Below are 20,521 nucleotides of genomic sequence, written 5' to 3'. Positions count from 1 at the left end.
TCGTTAGCTGGGAACGTCCGCTGGCGCCAGGATTGTCATTCCCACTCGGTCCGCTACGGCCATGATCGCCGGAATGTCTGGTGGTCCATCTGGCGCTGGGATATCGGTCGTGCCATCAGGCATTGTTTCACCGGCTTCAGTAAAGAAAGTGTCATGCATCGCGCCGGGGGCGTTGATGCAAAGTAGCCGGCCAGGCCGCTCTCCGGTGCATGTAAAGGCGTGCACTGCGCCGTCTGGAACCTTAACGAAGTCACCACATTTGACGTTGACTGTCTCACCATTCAAAAAGAACTCGAATTCACCATCGAGCACATAGAAGCTCTCATCTTCGCCAGCATGATGATTGGGTGGTGCACCGGCACCAGGTGCCGTCTTTATCTCAACAATTGTGCAACGATCTCCTGTCTCATTGGGAAAGGCATGAAAGGTCAAAAGGTTCCCAAGAAGATGATAAATTCGCGGGCGAGATTCAGTCATTACTGCGACTCCCTTTACTTGAAACATACCTCTCTTATGATACATATATCTACTTATGAGACAAGTGTATCACAAAAGGCTTGAAATTGGCGCCTCGTACAAATCAAATCAACCGAACGCGAGAAGTACTTCTTTCGGCTGCACGTGACCTGATGTCGGAAGGCAAGGAAGTCACGCTGGCAAAAGTCGCTAAACGCGCCAAAATCAGCCGTGCGACGGTCTATCGCTACTTTTCTGACCCGAGTGTCTTAGCCTTAGATGCGACGCTGGATCTTGACGTCACGCCTACGTCGGAACTTCTTGAGGGACTGGATGACGTTAGGAGCCGTGTACATGTGGTCGCGCGTTACTATCTGGAATTTTCTCGGATTCATGAGGCGCACTTCCGGCAGTTTCTGGCGGAATCACTCAAGGCATCTCTTGAAGATGGAACGGTCAAAATGCGTGGTGCTAGAAGAGTGGCGGCTTTTTCGGAAGCACTTGCGCCAGTTCACCCATTGATGGAGCCGAAGGAAATCGATGACCTGTCGAAGCGATTGTCCATGACGACGGGCATGGAACAACTTGTCATTCTTGAAGATATTTTGCGTGTGGACGAAGCAACTGGTTACCAGCTTCAGGAAGGGTTGGTCGACGCTCTGTTGGATCGGTACTTGCCAAAAAACTGAGGCAGGATTCAGACGCCTACTTTAACTTAAAACTACTGGCAAATAGACACCCGTTTAACGTCCGTTTCAGGGCTAACTGCGGTCCTTTGGAGAAAAAATGCGGATGTCCGCAAAGTCCGCATAGCGGTCGCTCGCGATAATCACGCGAACGTCAGCACCAAGCCCAGAGTGACGGATGCTGCGCGTCGTACCAATGTCTGCATTCTTGTCGGCGAAGGTGGAGGTCATATTACTACGATCTCCACCAAATAGTTTACGCGTTGAAGAACTCAGCCGCGGCGTCAGTCGATGCTTTCACTGCCTCAGGCTTATAGTAAAAGTCCACATGGTTGAATTCGTCAAAAGCCATCTCTTTGTGATCATTTGTCAATTTCTCGATGAATGCGGTCGAACAAATAGCTGTGAAGGCCGTGCTGCTGTAGATAGTCAGCGTGGGTTGCACAATTTTATCAGCATAATGCTCAGCGAGTGCAAACGAGGATTGCATCGCCTGATCAGCGATATGCATGTTCGAGAAGTTCGGAACTGCAACCGGCCCTTTGGCCCCGGTGCGGCCATAATAGTCGTAGCTTTGCTCAGCCATCGTTGGAATCGGAGACGCTTTGATGAAATCTTCGCGGGAAATATCGTCATCCAGGCCGAACGTATCAACATAGATCGGTTCGCCGGTTTCATACATCTTCTGCTTCGAAGCGTTTGCGCCCTCGATCATCTGGTGCGCTCCGTTCAGATCCGTCCAAAGGAACGCATCCGACGCCATCATGCCTGACACCAGAGCGATTTTCTTAATCCGGTGGTCGGTCACAGCGGCCGCTGCGATGATCGAACCACCTTGGCAAACGCCCAGGCCATGGATTTCTTCGACGAAGGGTAAGGTGCCCAGATAGGAAACCGCATCCCAGGTGTTTTCGATTAGCCGGAACATGTAACGCGACTTCATGAACTCACCGGGAAGCGCCGGGGAGTCACCCATGCCTAAATAGTCGAAGCCCAGATAGATGAAACCGCGATTGGCCATTTCCGGGCCGTAAGTCGCCGGAATTTGGTCTTTCACTTGCGGAAACGGGCTGGCGCCAACGATAGCCTTGTATTTCTTGGACGCATCAAAACCTTCGGGAAGGTAAAGATCGCCAGCCAAATCCACGCCAAAGGATTTGAAAGTTACTTGGTTTTTGCCAGCGGTGAGGGCCATATCTGAAAGTCCTTCGATAGAGGGTTGTTTGGTTTGTTTAGCGTTTGCTCCCCAGCCCGTGAGGGACAGCAAGGAAGCGACGGAGGCAGTCTGGAGAACGTTGCGTCGTGACAGGTTGATCATGGTCATGCTCCGCTTTCTCGGGTGGCTGGCATCATGCCTTGCCAAAGTACAGGATGGTGTTTACTTAGTTTATAGGGCGCCGCTTGTAAATAGCATCCTTTACTTTTGAGGCTAAACCATGAAACGCACTGAAAAGAAACGAAAAGATATCATAGATGCAGCCATCGATGAGTTCCGTGAACAGGGGTTTCTTGGGGCAACGACAACCTCAATTGCCAAAAAAGCGCAGGTTTCGAGTCGCACGCTCTACAATCACTTCGAAAGCAAAGAGGCGCTGTTCGAAGCAATCTCCGAGATCATGTTGGAGCAGAACCGGAGTATGCAGCCGGTGGCCTATGACCCAGCTCGCGACTTCGCCGAGCAACTGAAGGATGCATTGTGGCGTTATGTTCAGGTGATCACGGAAGAGACAGCCATCGGACTAAATCGAATGGTCCTATCAGAGCTGATCCGCGATCTTGACCGGTCCCGAAAATTCTTCACGGAGAGCGCAACCCACGATTATCCGATGACGCGGTTAATCGGCGAAGCCATGGACGCAGGCGTGATCCGAAAAGCCGACCCCGCCTTCGCAACCAACCAACTCCTGGCGCTTGTGAAGAATTTTTTCTTCTGGCCGGAGTTTTTCCTCGGCGAGAACCCGACACCGAAAGACGTACTGGACGATTGCATAGCTATGTTTTTGGCGCACTACAAAGCAGACATTTGATCGGTCACTACGAAAGACAGGAAGGTCCGCAAAGCGGATGCTCATGCCGAGTGGAGCGAATGACCGCTACGAGCCCGTCTCAGACTTTGGTGTCCGGCGCAGCATTCGACGGGATGGGCGGAAAGCGGTCTTTCGCTGCACGTGCAATGGAAACCTTTCTTCGGGGGAAAGCGGATGTTGGATTTCGTCCAATGCACGGGGTGTTGCATTTAGACGCCAGGGAATTCGCCAATACCAGCAGTCGGCTTTCCAAGAACATGCTGTTTTTTCTGTCTCAAATCTGAGCGTCCCGAAATCTCACAATTTGAATTTTCCGGGGAAAAGTCCGCACAAGAAACGTCTGATAAGATCAACAGAGCGTCGTCGTGAAAAACCCTGCATATCTGTTAGGTAATTGACCCACATACCTTCCAGCAAAGCCAGCGTTCCGGCGGTGGCATCGTCCACCAAGTTTGGGTCACGCTCGTTTTTTTGAGCTATCTCCTTAAACGCAAGCCGCAAGGTCTCGACGAGTTTTTGATCTTGGGTGCTGCTGTAGCGGGCAATACCTGGGTGTGAGCTCGCGATGCCGCGGAATGCATGCCAGATTTTCGTACTTCTTGGATTGAGCAGAGCTTCGGATAGGTCCGCCTCGATCACGGCCATCACACGGTCTTCGGGCGATGCATCCGAACCCAGGTCGGTCAATTTGTCCATTTCGGCATAATATTGAGCACTGAAATGCTGGGCTGCTGCCGTCAGCAAATTGTCCTTCCCGCCGAAATGCAAATGGATCATTCCGCGCGATAAACCAGAACGCTCGCAGATGCGGCTGACCGTCGTATCGGTGACTCCAATATCCGCGATAGAGTCCAGAGTCGCCTTGATCAGAAGTTGCTTATTGGCATCCGGAGCACGTTTCGAGCCACGTTTTCTTCCTCTGACGTTTTCCACTTTATTCAATAATTCCATCCTCTTGATGGCATCCCTCAAGTCTATCTCACAGGAAGATTGACACGAAAGACCGTTCTGGCGCAACATTTAATGGACGATCGTCCATTAGTGACTCGTGAAAATCCGGAAAGGAGGTTGGGTAATCTTTCGTAGCGAAGCATCCCGGGGCTATACCCTCAGCGCACCAGCCACGGCTTATGTGGGTTTTCTGGTGACGGCTCCATTGTTGATCCTGATCGCCTATTCGTTCTGGACGCAATCTTACGTAACGCTCGATAAGACGCCGACACTAAAAAATTATAGCGACGCGTTTGCAGATCCTCTGGTCCGACACTTGATGCTAAGGTCGATCTGGATTGCCGGAGCAGTAACAGCAGTTACCGTCGCACTGGCATATCCCATCGCTTATTTCATCGCGATGAAGGCCCGGAAAAAGACCATCTGGCTTCTGCTCATCACCATTCCATTCTGGTCTAGCTACCTCCTGCGCGTTTTTGCCTGGAAACTCATTCTAGGGTTCAATGGAGTGATGAACTCCGCACTGTTGATGCTTGGCTTGATTGACGAACCGCTGGACTTCCTTCTCTACAATGAATTTGCAGTCGTGCTGACGCTTGCTCATGCCTGGGCGCCATTTGCGATCCTGCCGATCTATGTCTCATTGCAGAAGATCGATCCAAGTTTACTAGAAGCCGCCACCGACCTCGGTAACAGCCCTTTTCAACGCTTCATGCGGGTGACGCTGCCACTAACCATCCCAGGGATTATTGCTGCTTGTCTGATCATATTTATCCCCACGGTAGGTGACTATGTGACCCCGGCACTTGTTGGAGGGTCGGACGGGAAGATGATCGCCAACCTAATTCAGGTGCAGTTCGGGGCCGCCAACAACTGGCCACTCGGCGCCACCCTTTCACTGATCGCGATGCTATCGGTTGGCTTTGTCGCTATAGTGTTTGTAATTACCGCCACCCGGCTAGGGAGGCGTATAAGATGAGACGCCCTTCGACCCTGACAGCCTACGCTTTTCTGTATTTGGTTTTTCTTTACCTGCCCGTCCTTTTTCTGCCCTTGTTTTCATTCAATAGCGGCACAATAGTTGCCTTTCCGATCAAGGGCTGGACGCTGGACTGGTATCGGAAGCTGGGCGAACAGGATACCTTGATCCAGGCCCTTTGGAATTCGCTTGGCGTCGGCACCGTCGTGGCACTTCTGTCTACCGCAATGGGGTTGTTCGCCGCTCGCGCCTTTGTTCGGTACCGTTTTCGGGGTCAGCGTGCTGCCGAAGGTCTGGTGATGCTGCCTTTGGTTATTCCCGGCATTATAGTTGCTTCTTCAATGCTGGTTCTGTTTCTGTTTGTCGGACTCAAGCCGTCTTTGCTGACCGTCGTTCTGGGCCATACATTTCTTGCACTGCCGTTTTCCGTCTCGATCCTGAAGTCTGCGTTCGATGACTTCGATGCGTCGCTGGAGGAAGCATCTTACGATCTGGGCGTCGGCGTGTTCGACACCTTCCGCCGCGTGACGCTTCCGGTCGTTTCCCCGGGTATCGTAGCCAGTTTGTTGGTCACTTTCACAGTCAGCTTCGACGAATTCGTCCTCGCCTTTTTCCTGTCCGGCAACCAACCAACCTTGCCAGTATACATCTGGAGCCAGATTCGCTTCCCCGCCAAGCTTCCAAACGTTTTGGCCCTAGGCTCTATCCTGCTGCTTACATCGGTCCTGCTTTTGGTGCTGGCTGAGTATTTCCGGCGCCGCTCATCCGCATCAGAGGTCAGATGACAGACAAAAACATCATAGAACTCAGGGGCGTCGAAAAGCGCTATGGTACATTCCTGGCGGCTAGCGGGATCAATCTCGATCTTAAAGAAGGCGAGTTTTTCTCACTCCTCGGCCCATCGGGATGTGGCAAAACCACGGTATTGAGGATGATCGCGGGATTCCAAGAGCCGACCAAAGGCACTGTGCTGATCGACGGTCAGGATATGGATGGTGTGCCTGCCAATAACCGGCCGACCAACATGGTATTTCAGAGCTATGCTATCTTCCCGCACCTGAATGTCGGGAACAACGTGGCCTATGGATTACGCGGTAAGGCCCCCAAAGCCGAAATCGACCAGCGCGTAGCCGAAGCCTTGGAAATGGTCGAGTTGGGGGGGCTTGAGGATCGCGGCGCAAGTGAGTTGTCAGGCGGGCAACGGCAAAGGGTGGCGCTCGCCCGCGCGCTGATCATGCGACCCAAAGTATTGTTGCTGGATGAGCCCTTGTCGGCCTTGGACAAGAAGCTGCGCGAGCAGATGCAATTTGAAATGCGCCATCTGCAGCAATCGCTGGGTATTACCTTTGTGATGGTCACACACGACCAATACGAGGCGATGACAATGTCTGACCGCATAGGCGTGATGTTCAATGGGCGCCTCAAGCAGGTGGATACGCCAACAACGCTTTACGCCCGGCCTTGCGATCAGCAGGTCGCCAGTTTCATCGGTGAGATGAACATTCTGCCTGCCCAGTTGCTAAAGGAAAATGGCGATACGCTTTCAATCCACGCGAAGGCCTTTGGCCAAATGGAAATTGGAAGAAACCCCAACGTTGCAACCAGCGCCCGAGATATGAACATCGGTATTCGACCCGAACAATTAGAAATCACCGCTGATAAACCCGAAGACTATCCATCAACCGTTCAGGGCAAAGTCAGCAATGTGGCCTTTTATGGCGAGAACATTCACTACCACATTCAGGTTGAGGAAGCCGACGCGCCGATCGCGGTCTCGGTTCCGAACTACTTTCACACGGTTGATTTCAATCGCGGCGACGCAGTTTGGCTGGGAGTCCAAAGCGCCAGCGTGATCGATCTTGGCACAGACACAGAATAAGACAATGGGAGGAAAAAATGAAACTTCAGGGAATTGCGGCTTTCGCATGTGCGACGGCGATAAGTGCAGGAAGCGCCAGCGCCGGTGGAGCTGATCTGACGGTTTTTGACTGGTCGGGATATGAAGACCCGGGCTTCTTTGCCAGCTACATGGAAAAATACGGGAATGAGGCACCGAGCTATTCCTATTTCGGAAGCCAGGAAGAAGCCTTTACCAAGCTGAGTTCCGGTTTTACTGCTGATCTGGCACATCCTTGTTCCGACGCGGTCAGAAAATGGGTCGCAGCAGATCTGATTCAGCCGCTGGATGAAAGCAAACTGACCAATTGGGCCGATGTACTGCCCGAGATCAAGGAGGTCGACGCCATCGTTCTGGACGGCCAGCTTTACATGTTGCCGTTCGAATGGGGGAACACGGGCATTATCTATCGCACCGACAAGATCTCGGGCGACGATATCTCACTACAATTGCTGGCCGACCCGGCCTATGCCGGTAAGATCGCTATCCCGGATGCCGCATCATCTGCGTATGCGTTAGCGGCGCTGGCTACTGGAAATGCTGACGACTACACCAACTTGAGCGACGAGCAGTTCAAGGAAGCGTCTGACTTCCTGCGCTCGATCCACCCGAACATGCGCTTTTACTGGTCCGACGCAGGTCAGTTTGACCAGGCTATGACCAGCGGCGAGATCGAATTGGGTTGGGCCTGGAACCAGTCAGAACTAAACCTGATCTGGAATGAGGTGCCGGCCGCGATGATGCGAGACGTCGACAAGGGTATCGCGACCTGGGCGTGCGGCTATGTGCATCTGAAATCATCCACGACACCGGTCGATCAGGTCTATGATCTGTTGAACGCGCTTACCGACCCGGCCAGCGGTCAGTACATCATCGACAACTGGGGCTACCCGCATTCCAACGCAAAAGCGTTCGAAGTTGCCGATCAGGCCAACATCGAAGCCTATGGTTTCTCCGATCCAAAAAGCTTCTTCGAGGGCAGTTTGTTCTTTGATGCGGTGAACCCCGAGCTTGAGGCAAAAATGCTGGCGGAGTTTGAACGGATCAAAGCCGGCTTCTGATTCAACAATATCTCCGGGGCCAACCAGCCCCGGAACACAAACACAGGAAAACGCGTGAACATGTCAGACGCGAACCCATATGCTATGCTCTTGGAACCGGTTCAGATCGGGCCAGTCACTGCCAGGAACCGCTTCTATCAGGTGCCTCATTGCACCGGGTTGGGGCACCTCCGACCAAGGGCGGATGCTGCCGTTCGTGGAATGAAGGCCGAAGGCGGGTGGGCGGTGGTTTCCAATCAGGAGACCGAGATTCACCCGACTTCTGACCTTTCTCCTTACGCCGAAGGGCGGCTATGGGACGCGCGCGATGTGCCCGCGTTGCGGCTGATGACAGACGCAGTACATGCACATGGTGCACTGGCGGCTATCCAGCTGGTTCATAACGGCAATCATGCGCAAAACCTGCTAACCCGCGCCCCGGTTCTTGCGCCTTCCGAAATGTCCGTCGACACGACACACCCCAAGCAGGCGCAGGCTATGGATAAGGCCGACATTCGGGAATTCCGCCGTTGGCACCGCGAGGCCGCCTTGCGCGCGAAAGATGCCGGGTTTGACATCATTTATGTGTATGCCGGGCACAACATGACATTGGCGCAGCATTTCATGCTGCCACATATGAACCAGCGTAGCGATGAATATGGTGGGTCGCTCGAAAATCGCGTGCGTCTGACACGTGAACTGCTGGAAGACACTCACGAAGCCGTGGGCGACAGCTGCGCTGTGGCGTTACGTTTTGCTATTGATGAGATGATGGGTGCCGGGGGCATGCAGGCAGCAGAAGAAGGCCGCGCCATTGTCGAGCTCTTGGCTGATCTTCCTGACCTATGGGATGTGAATGTGGCTGACTGGTCCAATGACAGTGCCACGACTCGTTTTCAGCCAGAGGACGGATATCAGAACGCGTTTCTGTCCCACGTTAAGCAGATCACCCGCAAACCTGTGGTTGGTGTCGGTCGCCTGACGTCGCCTGACATGATGTTGTCGATGGTCCATAAGGGAATTGTCGACCTTATCGGAGCCGCGCGACCTTCCATAGCGGACCCGTTCATTCCGAAAAAGATTGAGAAGGGTCGCATTGACGAAATCCGCGAATGTATCGGCTGCAATATCTGCGTCTCATCCGACAATCTGGGCATCCCGATCCGCTGCACTCAAAACCCCACCATGGGTGAGGAATGGCGGCGCGGTTGGCACCCCGAGATCATCGCGCCGAAAAAGAGCAACGCGGACACTTTGGTTGTTGGCGGTGGCCCTGCCGGTCTTGAATGCGCCATGCAGTTGGCAAGGCGAGGATATCAGGTGACGTTGGCCGAGGCGTCAGCCGAATTGGGCGGGCGGGTTACGAAGGAAAGCAAACTTCCCGGCCTCGCAGCTTGGTCCCGCGTCGTCGACTATCGTCTGCATGATTTAAAGCAACGCGGCAACGTTCAGCTGTTCACTGACAGCAGGCTTAATGGCGATCAAGTGGCAGAGCTGGGCGTCGAACACGTCTTTGTGGCCACCGGCAGCCTTTGGCGAACCGACGGCATGGGCCGTAACACCCAGCGCCATGTGCCACAGATCGAGCAAAGCGCCAATGTGCTGACGCCTGATGACATCATGAATGGTGTTCTACCGCCGGATGGCCCGGTCATGATCTATGATGACGATCATATCTATCTGGCAGGAGTGATCGCCGAAAAACTTGCGACTGCAGGATACCAGGTGGTCTTTGTCACGCCGGAGAGTTTGGTTTCAGCTTACTCCATCAATACTTTGGAGCAGCCTCGCATTCAGGCCCGTCTGATGGAGCTTGGTATCGACATTCGTTGTAATCAGGTGCTGACGGCGGTTCAAGGTGACATGGCCCGCATCGGTTGTGCCTTTACTGGTCGCGAAATGGATATTCCATGTGCCTCGACAATTCTGGTCACTGAACGTCAGCGTGAGACGACGCTATATGACAGCTTGCGCGGGCTCAGGTTGAAAACCGTCGAACTTATTGGCGATGCCGCTTCTCCAGGGCTGATCGTCGACGCAGTCTTCGCGGGCCACCGCGCGGCCCGTGATTTTGAACGCCCCAAGGCAGAAGCAGATCAGGATTGGTTTCGCCGCGAGATAATCGATTTGGAGGAAACGAGATGAACAGCCGACCTTTTGAGTTGGATGCGCTAATAGCCTCGCACCAGTACGGCCACGCCCTGCCGCGCGAATTCTATACCTCCCAAGACATCTATAACTATGACATCGCCCGGGTCTGGAACCGCAACTGGCTTTGGGCAGGGCATGTCAGTCAAATCCCAAGCCTCGGTGACTACTTCCTGTTCGACTATGGCCCGGAGAGCATTATCATTGTTCGCGACCGCGATGGCGATATTCGTGCTCATTTGAATGTCTGCCGCCATCGCGGATCTCGCGTCTGCACTGAACAGTCCGGCAACGCCCGCGTTCTTGTTTGCCCCTACCACGCATGGACATATGAGCTATCAGGAAAACTTCGTGCAAGTCACAATATGGGGGAACAATTCGACCCGTCAAAGTTTGGGCTTCTTCCCGTTCAGGTGAGTGTCTTCAAGGGCCTGATCTTTGTCTGTGCCGATGCAAACACCCCATTACTTGATCCTGTCCTCAGCAAACTTGAGCCACTCGTCGAACCCTATGGCCTGAACGATTTGAAAGTAGCGCATACCGCGTCATTTCCTGTTCCCGCGAATTGGAAACTAGCGGTTGAGAACTACCTTGAATGCTACCACTGCGGGCCAGCGCACAAAGAGTATTCTCGCTCCCATAGCTTGAAATCACCGCAAGACATGGCTGGTTTGGTCGAGCCGCTAAAGGCTAGGGCTGTAGTAGCCGGGCTGTCACCCAATGAATTGACTCTTGTCGGCGACGCTGCGCTGACCCCATTTACCAGCGGGTACTATCGTCGCTATCCGCTTTACCAAGGCTACAAAACCGGCAGCCAATCGGGCGAGGCACTTGCACCATTGCTTGGAACGCTCAAAGGCTTCGACGGTGGCGCAACTGACTTTGATATTGGTCCATTGAATTGGTTCCTGATTTATTCGGATCACATGGTCGGCTACCGCTTCATTCCACGAGGCTTACAGGAAACCGACATTCAGGTGGTCTGGCTGGTTCGCGCTGACGCCGAAGAAGGCGAAGACTACGACAAAGAAGACCTGACCTGGCTTTGGCATGTCACATCTTTGGATGACGAACGCATCATTCGCCACAACCAGTCCGGCGTAAATTCTCAATACTTCCAACCGGGCCCCTTGGGCGAGATGGAAACCTCGATCCAGGACTTCTACGATTTCTATTTCAACATGATCAGCCCGGAACCAGAACAAAGGATGTCCGGTCATGGCTGAGGCAAAATCACGCCGTCGCGGCGGCGGCGGACGCGCCGCGCGCATAAAGGTTCAACAGGCTACCACGGGCAATGAGGCCGTACGTGGAGGCCTAAGTGGCGGCCGCTATAAACCGCTGACCCAAGCAGATATGGAGAACATCCATCAAGCGGCCTTAACCGTTCTGGAAAACACGGGCGTTACCGACCATTTCCCGGAATTGCTTGATCTGGTGCTTCCCAAAGGCGCAGTTTTGAATGACCTCAATAGGTTGTGCTTCCCCCGCGCCCTTATGGAAGACATCCTGGCGGCTGCCGCCAGAGAGTTTTATGTCTATGCCCGCGGTGAGCGTGAAGGCAAAGACGACATGCATTGCTCGGCCGAGAGTGTCTATTTCGCCAACTCTGGCACCGCCGTCACAACCTTCGATTCCGAGACCAAGTCCTATCGTCCATCGGTTCTGCGCGACGTTTATGATTTCACCCGACTAGTGGACCGCTTGGACAACATCCATATGCTGGGCGACACAGTTTTGGCTACCGATGTGACCGATGATTTCGCTCACGATATGAACACCATATATGCAATGCTCGCAGGCAGCCAAAAGCCTGCCTGTCTGACCTTTCGCGACCGCAGCCATATCCCGCATGCCATCCGCATGTTTGATTTGGCTCAGGGTGGCGAAGGGGCTTTCATGAAGAAGCCAAGCGTCATTTTTGGCGGCTGTCCAATGGTTTCGCCGCTGCGGATCGGCAAGGAAAACATGGAGATCCTGATTGATACCGCCAAACTTGGCCTCACCGTCGATCTGGCTGTGCCTCCGCAAGCCGGGGCCACAGCCCCCGCGACGCTTGCGGGAACGTTGGTACAAACCGTGGCCGAAACGCTGGCCTGCGTTGCCATCGTAAACCTCATCACTCCAGGCTGTCCGGTTTGCTTTGCCGCCTGGCCCTTCATCACTGATTTGCGCAGCGGCTCGTTCACCGGTGGCAGCGGCGAACAAGCCCTGATCGGCGCGGCTGCCATTCAAATGGGCAACTTCTATGGTCTGCCCACATCCGTTGGCGCAGGCATGACCGATGCCAAATTGCCCGACGCGCAATACGGGTTAGAAAAGGCGCTGACCTTCACGCTTGCTGCTCATGCCGGTGCCAATCGCCTTTGCGAGTTTGGCGGTATGATCGGTAGCCTCATGGGATGTAGTTTTGAAAGTATGGTCATCGATGACGAAGCGGGTGGAATGATCCTGCGGTCGTTGCGCGGGATAGAGGTCACGGATGAAACCATGGCTGTGGATGTGATCCACGATTGCGCCATCGACCCCGGCCATTTCCTCGGCAACCCGCACACGCTGAACTATATGAACAGCGAATTCGTCTATCCGCGACTTATGGATCGTGAGCGTACAGACACATGGGAAAACGAAGGCAAAACAGATTTGCTGGACCGCGCCCGTGACAAAGCCAACTCTATTCTAAACAGTCATTTCCCCAACTATTTCGGCGCTTTGGACACCCAGGTGCGTGAAGAATTTCCCATTGTAATGAGCGCGAAAAGCATGACCCATCATGGATAACTCTTATGCCAAACAATGGGACAACGATCACTTCCTGCACCCGTGGGAAGGGATGGAAGCTTTAGGCAAAAATAGCCGCACTTTTGTCGAAAGTGCCAGCGGCATCCATGTAGTGAACGAAAAGGGTGAACCCTTGATCGACGGACCGGGAGGTATGTGGTGCACCCAGATCGGTTATGGGCGCGAAGAGATGGCCGAGGCCATGGCTGAGCAAGCTAGGAGTCTTGCCTATTTCTCGCCTTTCAACAACACCAACTCGACTGCTGCGCGGTTCGCGCGCGAAATAGCCAAACGAGCGCCTGGAGATTTGAACAATGTCTTCTTTACCACGGGCGGCTCCACTGCGGTGGATACGGCTATCCGATTTGTCCATTTTAGAAACAACCTTTTGGGTCGACCCGAGAAAAAGAAAATCATTTCAAGGCAAAAAGCCTATCATGGAAGCACCTACTTGGCGGCCAGCGTCAGTGGAAAAGAGCGTGACCGGCTTTGGCTCGACAAAGCCGATGACCTCGCACATTTCCTGCCAGACGTGAATCCGCTCTACCGTTCACCTGGTCAAAGCGAAGAGAGCTTTCTGAAGGAGAAAGTTTCCGATCTTGAAAACGCCATTTTGGCGCTTGGCCCGGAAAATGTTGCCGCTTTTATCGCCGAACCGGTTCTGGCATCTGGTGGCGTGATCGTGCCGCCAAAAGGATATCACCAAGGCTGCCTAAACATCTGCAAGAAGTATGATGTTCTATACATCTCCGACGAAGTGGTGACAGCTTTTGGGCGATTGGGCCATTGGTTTTCGTCAGAGGCTGTTTTCGGCATTCAGCCGGACATACTAACTTGTGCTAAAGGAATGACATCTGGGTACGCGCCGATGGGTGCCGCGATTATCTCTGACCGATTGATCGCCGACGTTTCGGGAAAAGATGCTAACTTCTCAAATGGTTACACCTATTCTGGTCATCCAGTTAGCGCGGCTGCGGGTTTGAAGGGCATTGAGATCATTGAGCGGGAAAAACTTCTCGAACACGTTCAAAAGGTCGCTCCGGTTTTTCAGGATCAGCTGCACCATTTGCGACAGATTGACATCGTTGCCGATGTGCGTGGGATGGGGTTGATGGGATGCGTACAATGCTCAGTCGATGGTGATCCCAAGAGCGATCTGGGATGCGACTACGAGATTGGCGGCCAGATCGAAATAGAATGCCAAAAACGTGGGTTATTAGTTCGACCTATTATCAACATGTGTGTTCTTCCACCGCCCCTTATCATCAGCGAAAGTGAAATTGAGCAGATGTTTTCTATCTTGCGCAAAGGGCTTGAAGCGACACGAACGTGGCTTGGCGGAATTCAGTGAACAATGAAGAGCTTGCGCCACTGTTGCGGATGTCCGCAGACCGGTATGCCACTGCAGCATTTGAATTCCGTCCTAAATGTCCGCAATGGGCCGGTTAGTCTTGGTAGTTATTTAGCCGAGTAGCAGAAGCTGCAGCCGCCAATGACCTCAAGTTCCAAATGTTCTCGGGTTTTAGCAATTATAAGATTGGTCACTCTGTTTCTGACGACCTTGCCCATAAATTGATATCTTCTTCCGAACTGATTTCATCGATCTTTTTCAACTCGTCAGAACTGAAGTCGAGATTATTTACAACGCCTGCGCAGTCGACGATCTGTTCCGGCCGGGACGCGCCGATAAGTGCGGTCGTCACGCGCCCACCTCTGAGCACCCAGGCCAGAGCCATTTGCGCCAGAGTCTGACCACGAGCTTCGGCCATATCGTTCAGAGCACGGACACTTGCCAGAGATCGCTCGTTAATCATGCCATCGAGTAGCGACTTTCCTTGTGTGGCACGGCTGCCATCCGGAATATCGCGCAGGTATTTCGACGTAAGAATGCCTTGTGCTAGCGGCGTGAATGCAATCGATCCTACCCCAAGATCGTCGAGGGTATCGAGCAAACCGTCCCGCTCCACCCAACGGTTGAGCAAGTTGTAAGAAGGCTGGTGAATCAAACAGGGCGTCCCAAGGTCGTTTAGAATTTTCACCGCCTCGCGCGTGCGTTGGGAGTTGTAGCTTGAGATACCTGCATAGAGCGCGCGACCCGACCGTACGATATGATCCAAAGCGCCCATCGTCTCTTCAAGCGGGGTGTCGGGGTCAAAGCGGTGGGAATAAAAGATGTCGATATAATCAAGCCCCATGCGCGCGAGTGATTGGTCACAGGACGCAATCATGTACTTGCGCGACCCCCATTCTCCGTAAGGTCCTGGCCACATGTCGTAGCCTGCTTTGGAGGAAATGATCAGCTCATCCCTGTAACCCGCGAAATCCGTTTTGAGGATCTCGCCAAATGCCTCTTCGGCTGAACCGGGTGGTGGACCGTAGTTGTTTGCCAGATCAAAGTGAGTGATACCATGGTCGAACGCTGCACGACACATGGCGCGCTTGTTTTCGTGCGGTGAGTCTGCGCCGAAATTGTGCCACAGCCCCAAGCTGACAACAGGGAGTTTTATACCGGACCGCCCACATCGCCGATACACCATCCGCTCGTAGCGGTCCAGCTCCGGGGTGTACGGCATGGGTTTTGGCTTTGGCGGTCGTTGAGCTTTGGTCATGCGCACATAATCAATGGATTGTCGGGCCTGTCAAACGGATCAACTCGGGTAAGTTCGACACGAGTTTCAGCGCGCCCAGGATGGGGGCTTATGGTTAGTCTAACTCCAGCACCAATGTCTTACGATTTGATCGATTGCATTCGGTACCGTCACATAGACGCAGCGAAAGTCCGCAAAGCGGGCCGCAACCGCAGCATCAATATGGCGGGTTGGATGTCGGCTCTGGGCCGCCCGCGAGAGCGACCCGTGAGCGTTAAATCTCAATGGCTTCGGCGATGGCCAAGGCATCCTCGAGTTCGACGCCGAGATATTGGACTGTACTATCCATCTTAGTATGGCCAAGAGGAAGCTGAACAGCGCGAAGGTTTCCGGTTTTCTTGTAGATCTGAGTGACCTTGGTTCTCCTCATTGAATGGGTGCCGTAGGCGCTTGCCTCGAGACCGATCGACGTGACCCAGTCGCGTACAATCCGCGCATATTGACGCGTCGAGATGTGCAATCGCTCGTGAAATCGGCCGGGCCAAAGGTACTCCGAGCCGACCATCAGCTCGTCTTCCATCCACTTCTCAACAGAGGCACGAGTGCCCTCTGATATCTCAAAGCGCACGGGTTTCTGCGTCTTGCTTTGAAGTACTGAAGCCCGTTCCTTGATCTGACCCGATGACATGACATCGGCCACCTTCATCTTCACCAGATCGCAGCCGCGGAGCTTACTGTCGATTGCCATGTTGAAGAGCGCAAGATCGCGATGGTTTTCAGAAAGCTCGAGGCGCACTCGGATTGCCCAGACATGTTTAGGTTTCAGAGGGCGTTTTTGACCGACGATGCGACCTTTGTTCCAAGCGGGGCGAAGTGCACGAATGGCAGGTAAGTTTGGGGTTTCCATGGCTGATCCTCCGATCCGCCATGCCCGCCCACAACGACAACCCGACGTTGACACGATACAATATCACAGGATGCTTCATGCTGCTCGAATGACAGTGAAGCGCAGGACGCTGACTTTGCAAAGTCTTGTGTACAGGTTGCAACGGAAGTCTATTTTCTCAGTATTCCGGGCCTATGTACGGGTCCAGATCAAAAAATTTTCTTTGTGTACGAAGCGCTGGTGAGCTCTGAAACGCTTCAAGATCTCTTGGTCATTTGGCGCATTTTCCAGGAGGTCATTCGAAGAATAAGACGTTGAGGGTATCCAAAAGGGGGAAGAATTGCGGTTTTAGTTTCCGGAACGGGTTTCTATCTGTTCCCAGCACCAACTGATCACGAATGATAGCCCTCCGACTACAAAGACTATCATCGCCGCCGCTTCTATTCGGAAGACCGCAAACTCAATCGTTGGGGCTGTCACCAAAAGTGTGGCAATCGTAAAGAACATCGCTGTCCATAGCGTGTTACCACCTATTCTGTGCACGCCTATGACAGCGGAGGCAAACCCGAAGATCAATAAGACTTGATGAGACAATCCGCTGAACTCGAAACATAGGGCGGCCAAAGACCCAAGCGCCACGCCAACACCAAACCGCAATGCAGCATCAGGCACTTTTTGAAGTGGAGCCAAGACGCGGAATACGAACAGCAACGAAAGCCAATAGGATTTTTGGTTTCCGATTACGTGAGCGAGAAACGACGTCAAACTCATGCCGACAATTAAGAATAGCCAAACAGAAATTGCTTCCTTGAAAGACATGGGAGGTCGTATTGCTGATCCCGCCAAGTTAAGCCGAACGCTGAGCAAACTACCGACTGTTGCCGCGGCTAGAAAAACCAAAACATGAACGGCAATACGCTCGTCGGGTGGGATCAGTAAGTACAAGAGCAATCCGTTCAATGCAGGAACTGTCGCAAATCCACCGTTCTTGTACCCTTCAAAAGCAGCCCAACTGATCAAGACAAAACCACACAGAAAGGCGATCCACTGAAGCGGGAAGAGTGTGCATACCAGTATGCTCACCAGCACCATAAAAAACGTTCTGGCGTTAGAAACAAGACTAGAAAAGACAGACCCCAAAAAACCAGCTGAAAAACCCGCGACTGCCGCGATACCACCAAACGCAACGACCTGACCGCCAAGCAGTACGACGAGTACGGCTGTTGTACAAATTGCCAACGCCGTACTCCAAGAGAGTAATCCTCCATCGAACTTGGTTGGCACCCTTGTTCCTCCACTAAACGGCTTTTCGTCGTGAGCTAACTGTAGCCCGTACGAAGGATAATTTTTTAAACTTTCTCGGTGTTTTCGCCGACCTGAACAGGCGCTGCCTGGTTGAAAGACATGCCCCTGCCGGGCACTTTAGTGGGTCACAAAACGGGGGCAGGACACGCTTCAGTCAATGATGCAACTTGGATTCGATTTTGCACATGCTGCTCTTCCCACCAAAGGCTACATCTGTGCAGTAAGTCTAAGGTTTTGCCGATGTGGCTGCGCAAATTATCTTTTTTTTATGCCGGGTCTAATTAGCTTTGGCTCGGTGCGAGGGTCGGTTTTTAAATCCACGGCTTCAAATCAAAGAGTTGGCGACCAACGGGGATGTTCGTCGTCAACGACGAAAGCGTGCGTGTGCGTCCGTTCCCCTCGCAAGTGCGGGTGGTCCAGTGGAAGATTTTCGTGAGTGTGCGTAAGCGTTTCAGGGTCGTCATGAGGCCAAAGGCGCAGGGCGCAAAAAATGCCAATGGCACCAGTCAATGCAAGAACGAGCAACGCTTCAACGGTACCGTGCGAGGTCATCAGCCATCCCGACAAAGGGTAGGCGACCAGCCAGCAACCGTGGCTAAGTGCGAATTGCGCGGCGAACAAGGCGGGGCGGTCGGCTTCGTGAGACGATCGTCGCAACAAGCGGCCAGAGGGTGTTAGTACCGCAGAATAGCCGATGCCAACAAGGAGCCACGCCCCGAGTAGGATGGGCCATGATATGCCGAAACTCATCACCAGTATCGCCAGTACCATAAGTGTAGCAATCGCCATGGTAGCTCCCGCAATCATCACAGGGCGATCAGCTATGCGATCAAGCAGGAGCGGTAAGACAAGGGCGGACAACATGGAACCTGCCCCAAATGCAAACATGGTCCAGGCCAACGCGCTTTCTGACAGGCCTAACGTGCCGCGTACCAGCACAACCGAATTCACAAGCACCATAGCCCCAGCAGCGGCAGCAGTGAGGTTCAAAGCGAGCAATCCGCGCAATACGCCGTGTAGCCAGCTGGGTGTCCCAGAATGCTGCGCGCGGAACTGACGAAAATGATCTTGCCGTATTCGCTTTGCTTCATGTGCGCCGCCGCCGCGCGTGCCAAAAGCCAGCTTTGGTTCACGTTGGCGTCCATCACTGCATTGAAGGTCTCTGGCGCCATTTCGTTGATCGGCGCGACTTTGTTCATGCCGGACGCGACAACGAGAATATCGAGCTTACCAAAATTATTTACTGCTTCTTCTACCAGCGCACCGCAGGATGCCTCGTTGGACGGGCGCGTATTCACCGCAACGACGGTTGCACCAAGCGCCTTGCACTCTTTGGCAATCTCGTCGAGCGCTTCTTGATTGCCCGCAGCCAGAACCAGATTGCACCCAGCGCCAGCCAGAACGCGCGCAGCGACCATGCCAAACGCGCCGGATGCTCCGGTGATCAGTGCGACGTTGTCTTTTACGTCAAACATCTTGAGTGGATCAGACATTCTTTTCGTCCTTAGTTTTCTGGTGGATACGGAATGACCACCAGCATTTTGCAGGTGTGGTTGGCGCGGTTTTCAATTTTACGCACTTCGCCCGGTGCGATCGTGCAGCTATCCATCGGCCCAAGAAGGATTTCGGTGCCGTCAACGATGACGGTCATCTCGCCCTCCAGTACGACGTAGACTTTCTCAAAAGGTGTGGAGTCCGGCCCAGCACCACCGCCCGGTAGGAACTGGCTGAAGCCAATCCACTGATTTGTCGGCCCGCCTTCCTCAAAGCCTTGCAAGCGAAGACCATGACACCCAAAATGGTTCGGTGCTTCGTAGGGTTGGGCGTCTTGAAAGCGCTTCAGATGCATGTCCGTCTCCGCTCAAGGTTATTGGCGGCCACCGGCGAACCGGCGACCGGTCCGTGAGTGTTCAGAAATCTTCGCCAGCTTCGATGCGGTAAGACTGGTTCTTGTCGATCATCGCAACCAATCGGATAATGCAGCCGTCGCCACGGTCCCAATTCCAAGGGAAGAACGCGAAGGTACACCGCTTGCCGGTCACCGCATCCAAATCACCACCGACGTTTTCGATGCCGAGAATGCCCTTTGAAAAAAGCATGTTGTGAACCGGCTCCCACTCTGGGAAGTCAACCTCCCAAGGGGTTCCGCCTGACCACTCGAGGTACTCTTTCTCAAGATGAGGCAAGATCGGACCGTTTCTTTGCGGACCGATGGCAGTCGCCAACGGGTGATCGTTCGCTTGGGTGTCGTGCCCAACGACTTTCACACCTTTTTCGATCATCCACTCAGCAGCGGAAGGCACGAGACCCGGGCAATAAGCAAAGTAGTCACCGTCTTCATACTGCTTGTGCCAACCGGTGTTGATGATCAGCACGTCGCCTTTGCGAATTGCATGACCACAGGCCTTTTCCAGATCATCTCCTGTGATTTGCTCCCATTTCTTTTTGGGCACGGAAACCACCAGGCCAGAGCCGAAAAAATGGGGGAGCGGAACCTCGTCGATGAACGGCGTTCCCTGAACGACGTGCGCTGGTGCATCAATATGAGTGGTTACGTGCATCGTCGTGGTAATCGTCTGAGACAACACGCCGGACTTGACCATGTAGTGCTTTCGGTCGATCTGGACGTCTTTGAAATAGGGCCAGTTGGGGCACTGAAACCCGTATCTGTGGCTAAGGTTGAAAAACTCAATCCCCATGTCATTGTCGGTGTTTGCCTGAAACTCAATGCCGCGAATTTCGACCATTGGGCATATCTCCTCTGTTCGCCGGCAATG

Annotated in this window: 20 protein-coding genes; 10 read left to right on the top strand and 10 right to left on the bottom strand. The window is 53.4% G+C overall.

The genetic code is table 11. The annotated features are described in order from the left end of the window. Positions 1 to 3: 3 nt before the first annotated feature. Positions 4 to 477 (bottom strand): cupin domain-containing protein, encoded by a 474-nt coding sequence (locus GS646_RS13090; RefSeq protein WP_171093398.1) that lies wholly within the window; start codon positions 475 to 477, stop codon positions 4 to 6. An 80-nt stretch (positions 478 to 557) separates the two neighbouring features. Here GS646_RS13090 and GS646_RS13085 point away from each other — a divergent pair, with 80 nt between their 5' ends. Beyond that, on the top strand, positions 558 to 1,145 hold the full coding sequence (locus GS646_RS13085) for a TetR/AcrR family transcriptional regulator (protein WP_371732084.1): 588 nt from the start codon (positions 558 to 560) through the stop codon (positions 1,143 to 1,145). Positions 1,146 to 1,398: 253 nt separating this feature from the next. On the opposite strand, the gene GS646_RS13080 is transcribed toward GS646_RS13085, so the two are convergent. After that, positions 1,399 to 2,337, bottom strand: coding sequence for an alpha/beta hydrolase (locus GS646_RS13080; protein ID WP_216600457.1), 939 nt, complete (start codon positions 2,335 to 2,337; stop codon positions 1,399 to 1,401). Positions 2,338 to 2,578: 241 nt separating this feature from the next. Here GS646_RS13080 and GS646_RS13075 point away from each other — a divergent pair, with 241 nt between their 5' ends. Further along, the gene (locus GS646_RS13075) at positions 2,579 to 3,169 is read left to right on the top strand and encodes a TetR/AcrR family transcriptional regulator (protein ID WP_171188405.1); all 591 of its coding nucleotides are present in this window, start codon (positions 2,579 to 2,581) and stop codon (positions 3,167 to 3,169) included. A gap of 297 nt (positions 3,170 to 3,466) precedes the next feature. Here the strand turns inward: GS646_RS13075 and GS646_RS13070 are convergent, their stop codons facing one another. Further along, positions 3,467 to 4,141, bottom strand: a complete 675-nt coding sequence (locus GS646_RS13070) for a TetR family transcriptional regulator C-terminal domain-containing protein (protein WP_170474750.1) — start codon at positions 4,139 to 4,141, stop codon at positions 3,467 to 3,469. Between the two features lie 103 nt (positions 4,142 to 4,244). On the opposite strand from GS646_RS13070, the gene GS646_RS13065 reads away from it, so the two are divergent. Genes GS646_RS13065 through GS646_RS13030 form a run of 8 tightly spaced genes read left to right on the top strand, consistent with a single transcriptional unit; the run spans position 4,245 to position 14,316 of the window. After that, complete coding sequence (locus GS646_RS13065; protein WP_170474779.1) at positions 4,245 to 5,099, top strand: ABC transporter permease; 855 nt, start codon at positions 4,245 to 4,247, stop codon at positions 5,097 to 5,099. Then, positions 5,096 to 5,884 carry an ABC transporter permease gene (locus GS646_RS13060; protein WP_170572151.1) on the top strand — a complete coding sequence of 263 codons (789 nt, stop codon included), beginning with the start codon at positions 5,096 to 5,098 and terminating at the stop codon, positions 5,882 to 5,884. Before GS646_RS13065 ends, GS646_RS13060 begins: the two co-directional genes overlap by 4 nt. Then, positions 5,881 to 6,978 (top strand): ABC transporter ATP-binding protein, encoded by a 1,098-nt coding sequence (locus tag GS646_RS13055; protein ID WP_171188403.1) that lies wholly within the window; start codon positions 5,881 to 5,883, stop codon positions 6,976 to 6,978. Before GS646_RS13060 ends, GS646_RS13055 begins: the two co-directional genes overlap by 4 nt. A gap of 17 nt (positions 6,979 to 6,995) precedes the next feature. Then, a complete protein-coding gene (locus tag GS646_RS13050) occupies positions 6,996 to 8,057 on the top strand; it encodes an extracellular solute-binding protein (protein WP_171188401.1) in 1,062 nt (353 codons plus the stop codon). Positions 8,058 to 8,117: 60 nt separating this feature from the next. Beyond that, positions 8,118 to 10,181 carry an FAD-dependent oxidoreductase gene (locus GS646_RS13045; RefSeq protein ID WP_171188399.1) on the top strand — a complete coding sequence of 688 codons (2,064 nt, stop codon included), beginning with the start codon at positions 8,118 to 8,120 and terminating at the stop codon, positions 10,179 to 10,181. Beyond that, positions 10,178 to 11,410 (top strand): aromatic ring-hydroxylating dioxygenase subunit alpha, encoded by a 1,233-nt coding sequence (locus tag GS646_RS13040; protein ID WP_171188398.1) that lies wholly within the window; start codon positions 10,178 to 10,180, stop codon positions 11,408 to 11,410. The genes GS646_RS13045 and GS646_RS13040 overlap by 4 nt, the downstream gene beginning before the upstream one ends. Next, complete coding sequence (locus tag GS646_RS13035) at positions 11,403 to 12,965, top strand: trimethylamine methyltransferase family protein (RefSeq protein WP_171188396.1); 1,563 nt, start codon at positions 11,403 to 11,405, stop codon at positions 12,963 to 12,965. The genes GS646_RS13040 and GS646_RS13035 overlap by 8 nt, the downstream gene beginning before the upstream one ends. A gap of 52 nt (positions 12,966 to 13,017) precedes the next feature. Next, positions 13,018 to 14,316, top strand: coding sequence for an aminotransferase class III-fold pyridoxal phosphate-dependent enzyme (locus GS646_RS13030; RefSeq protein WP_253746617.1), 1,299 nt, complete (start codon positions 13,018 to 13,020; stop codon positions 14,314 to 14,316). A 190-nt stretch (positions 14,317 to 14,506) separates the two neighbouring features. On the opposite strand, the gene mgrA is transcribed toward GS646_RS13030, so the two are convergent. The 7 genes from mgrA to GS646_RS12995 all read right to left on the bottom strand — a co-directional run bounded on the left by mgrA (position 14,507) and on the right by GS646_RS12995 (position 20,491). Continuing rightward, entirely contained in the window at positions 14,507 to 15,538 is a 1,032-nt protein-coding gene (gene mgrA, locus GS646_RS13025) for an L-glyceraldehyde 3-phosphate reductase (protein ID WP_171188392.1), read from the bottom strand. A 289-nt stretch (positions 15,539 to 15,827) separates the two neighbouring features. Next, positions 15,828 to 16,460, bottom strand: a complete 633-nt coding sequence (locus tag GS646_RS13020) for a tyrosine-type recombinase/integrase (protein WP_171188390.1) — start codon at positions 16,458 to 16,460, stop codon at positions 15,828 to 15,830. Between the two features lie 327 nt (positions 16,461 to 16,787). Beyond that, positions 16,788 to 17,723, bottom strand: a complete 936-nt coding sequence (locus GS646_RS13015) for a hypothetical protein (protein ID WP_171188388.1) — start codon at positions 17,721 to 17,723, stop codon at positions 16,788 to 16,790. 351 nt (positions 17,724 to 18,074) lie between these two features. Further along, entirely contained in the window at positions 18,075 to 18,734 is a 660-nt protein-coding gene (locus GS646_RS13010; RefSeq protein ID WP_371732083.1) for an MFS transporter, read from the bottom strand. Next, positions 18,731 to 19,237 carry an SDR family oxidoreductase gene (locus GS646_RS13005; RefSeq protein WP_171188386.1) on the bottom strand — a complete coding sequence of 169 codons (507 nt, stop codon included), beginning with the start codon at positions 19,235 to 19,237 and terminating at the stop codon, positions 18,731 to 18,733. Before GS646_RS13005 ends, GS646_RS13010 begins: the two co-directional genes overlap by 4 nt. 11 nt (positions 19,238 to 19,248) lie before the next feature. Next, entirely contained in the window at positions 19,249 to 19,593 is a 345-nt protein-coding gene (locus tag GS646_RS13000) for a cupin domain-containing protein (RefSeq protein ID WP_171188384.1), read from the bottom strand. A gap of 61 nt (positions 19,594 to 19,654) precedes the next feature. Then, positions 19,655 to 20,491: a cyclase family protein gene (locus tag GS646_RS12995; RefSeq protein WP_216600514.1), complete on the bottom strand. Its 837-nt coding sequence runs from the start codon at positions 20,489 to 20,491 to the stop codon at positions 19,655 to 19,657. Between the last annotated feature and the right edge of the window lie 30 nt (positions 20,492 to 20,521).

The organism is Ruegeria sp. HKCCD4315 (assembly GCF_013112245.1).
GTDB lineage: Bacteria > Pseudomonadota > Alphaproteobacteria > Rhodobacterales > Rhodobacteraceae > Ruegeria.
Note: the sequence above shows the minus strand (reverse complement) of the source record. Positions and strands in the feature narration are given on the sequence as shown.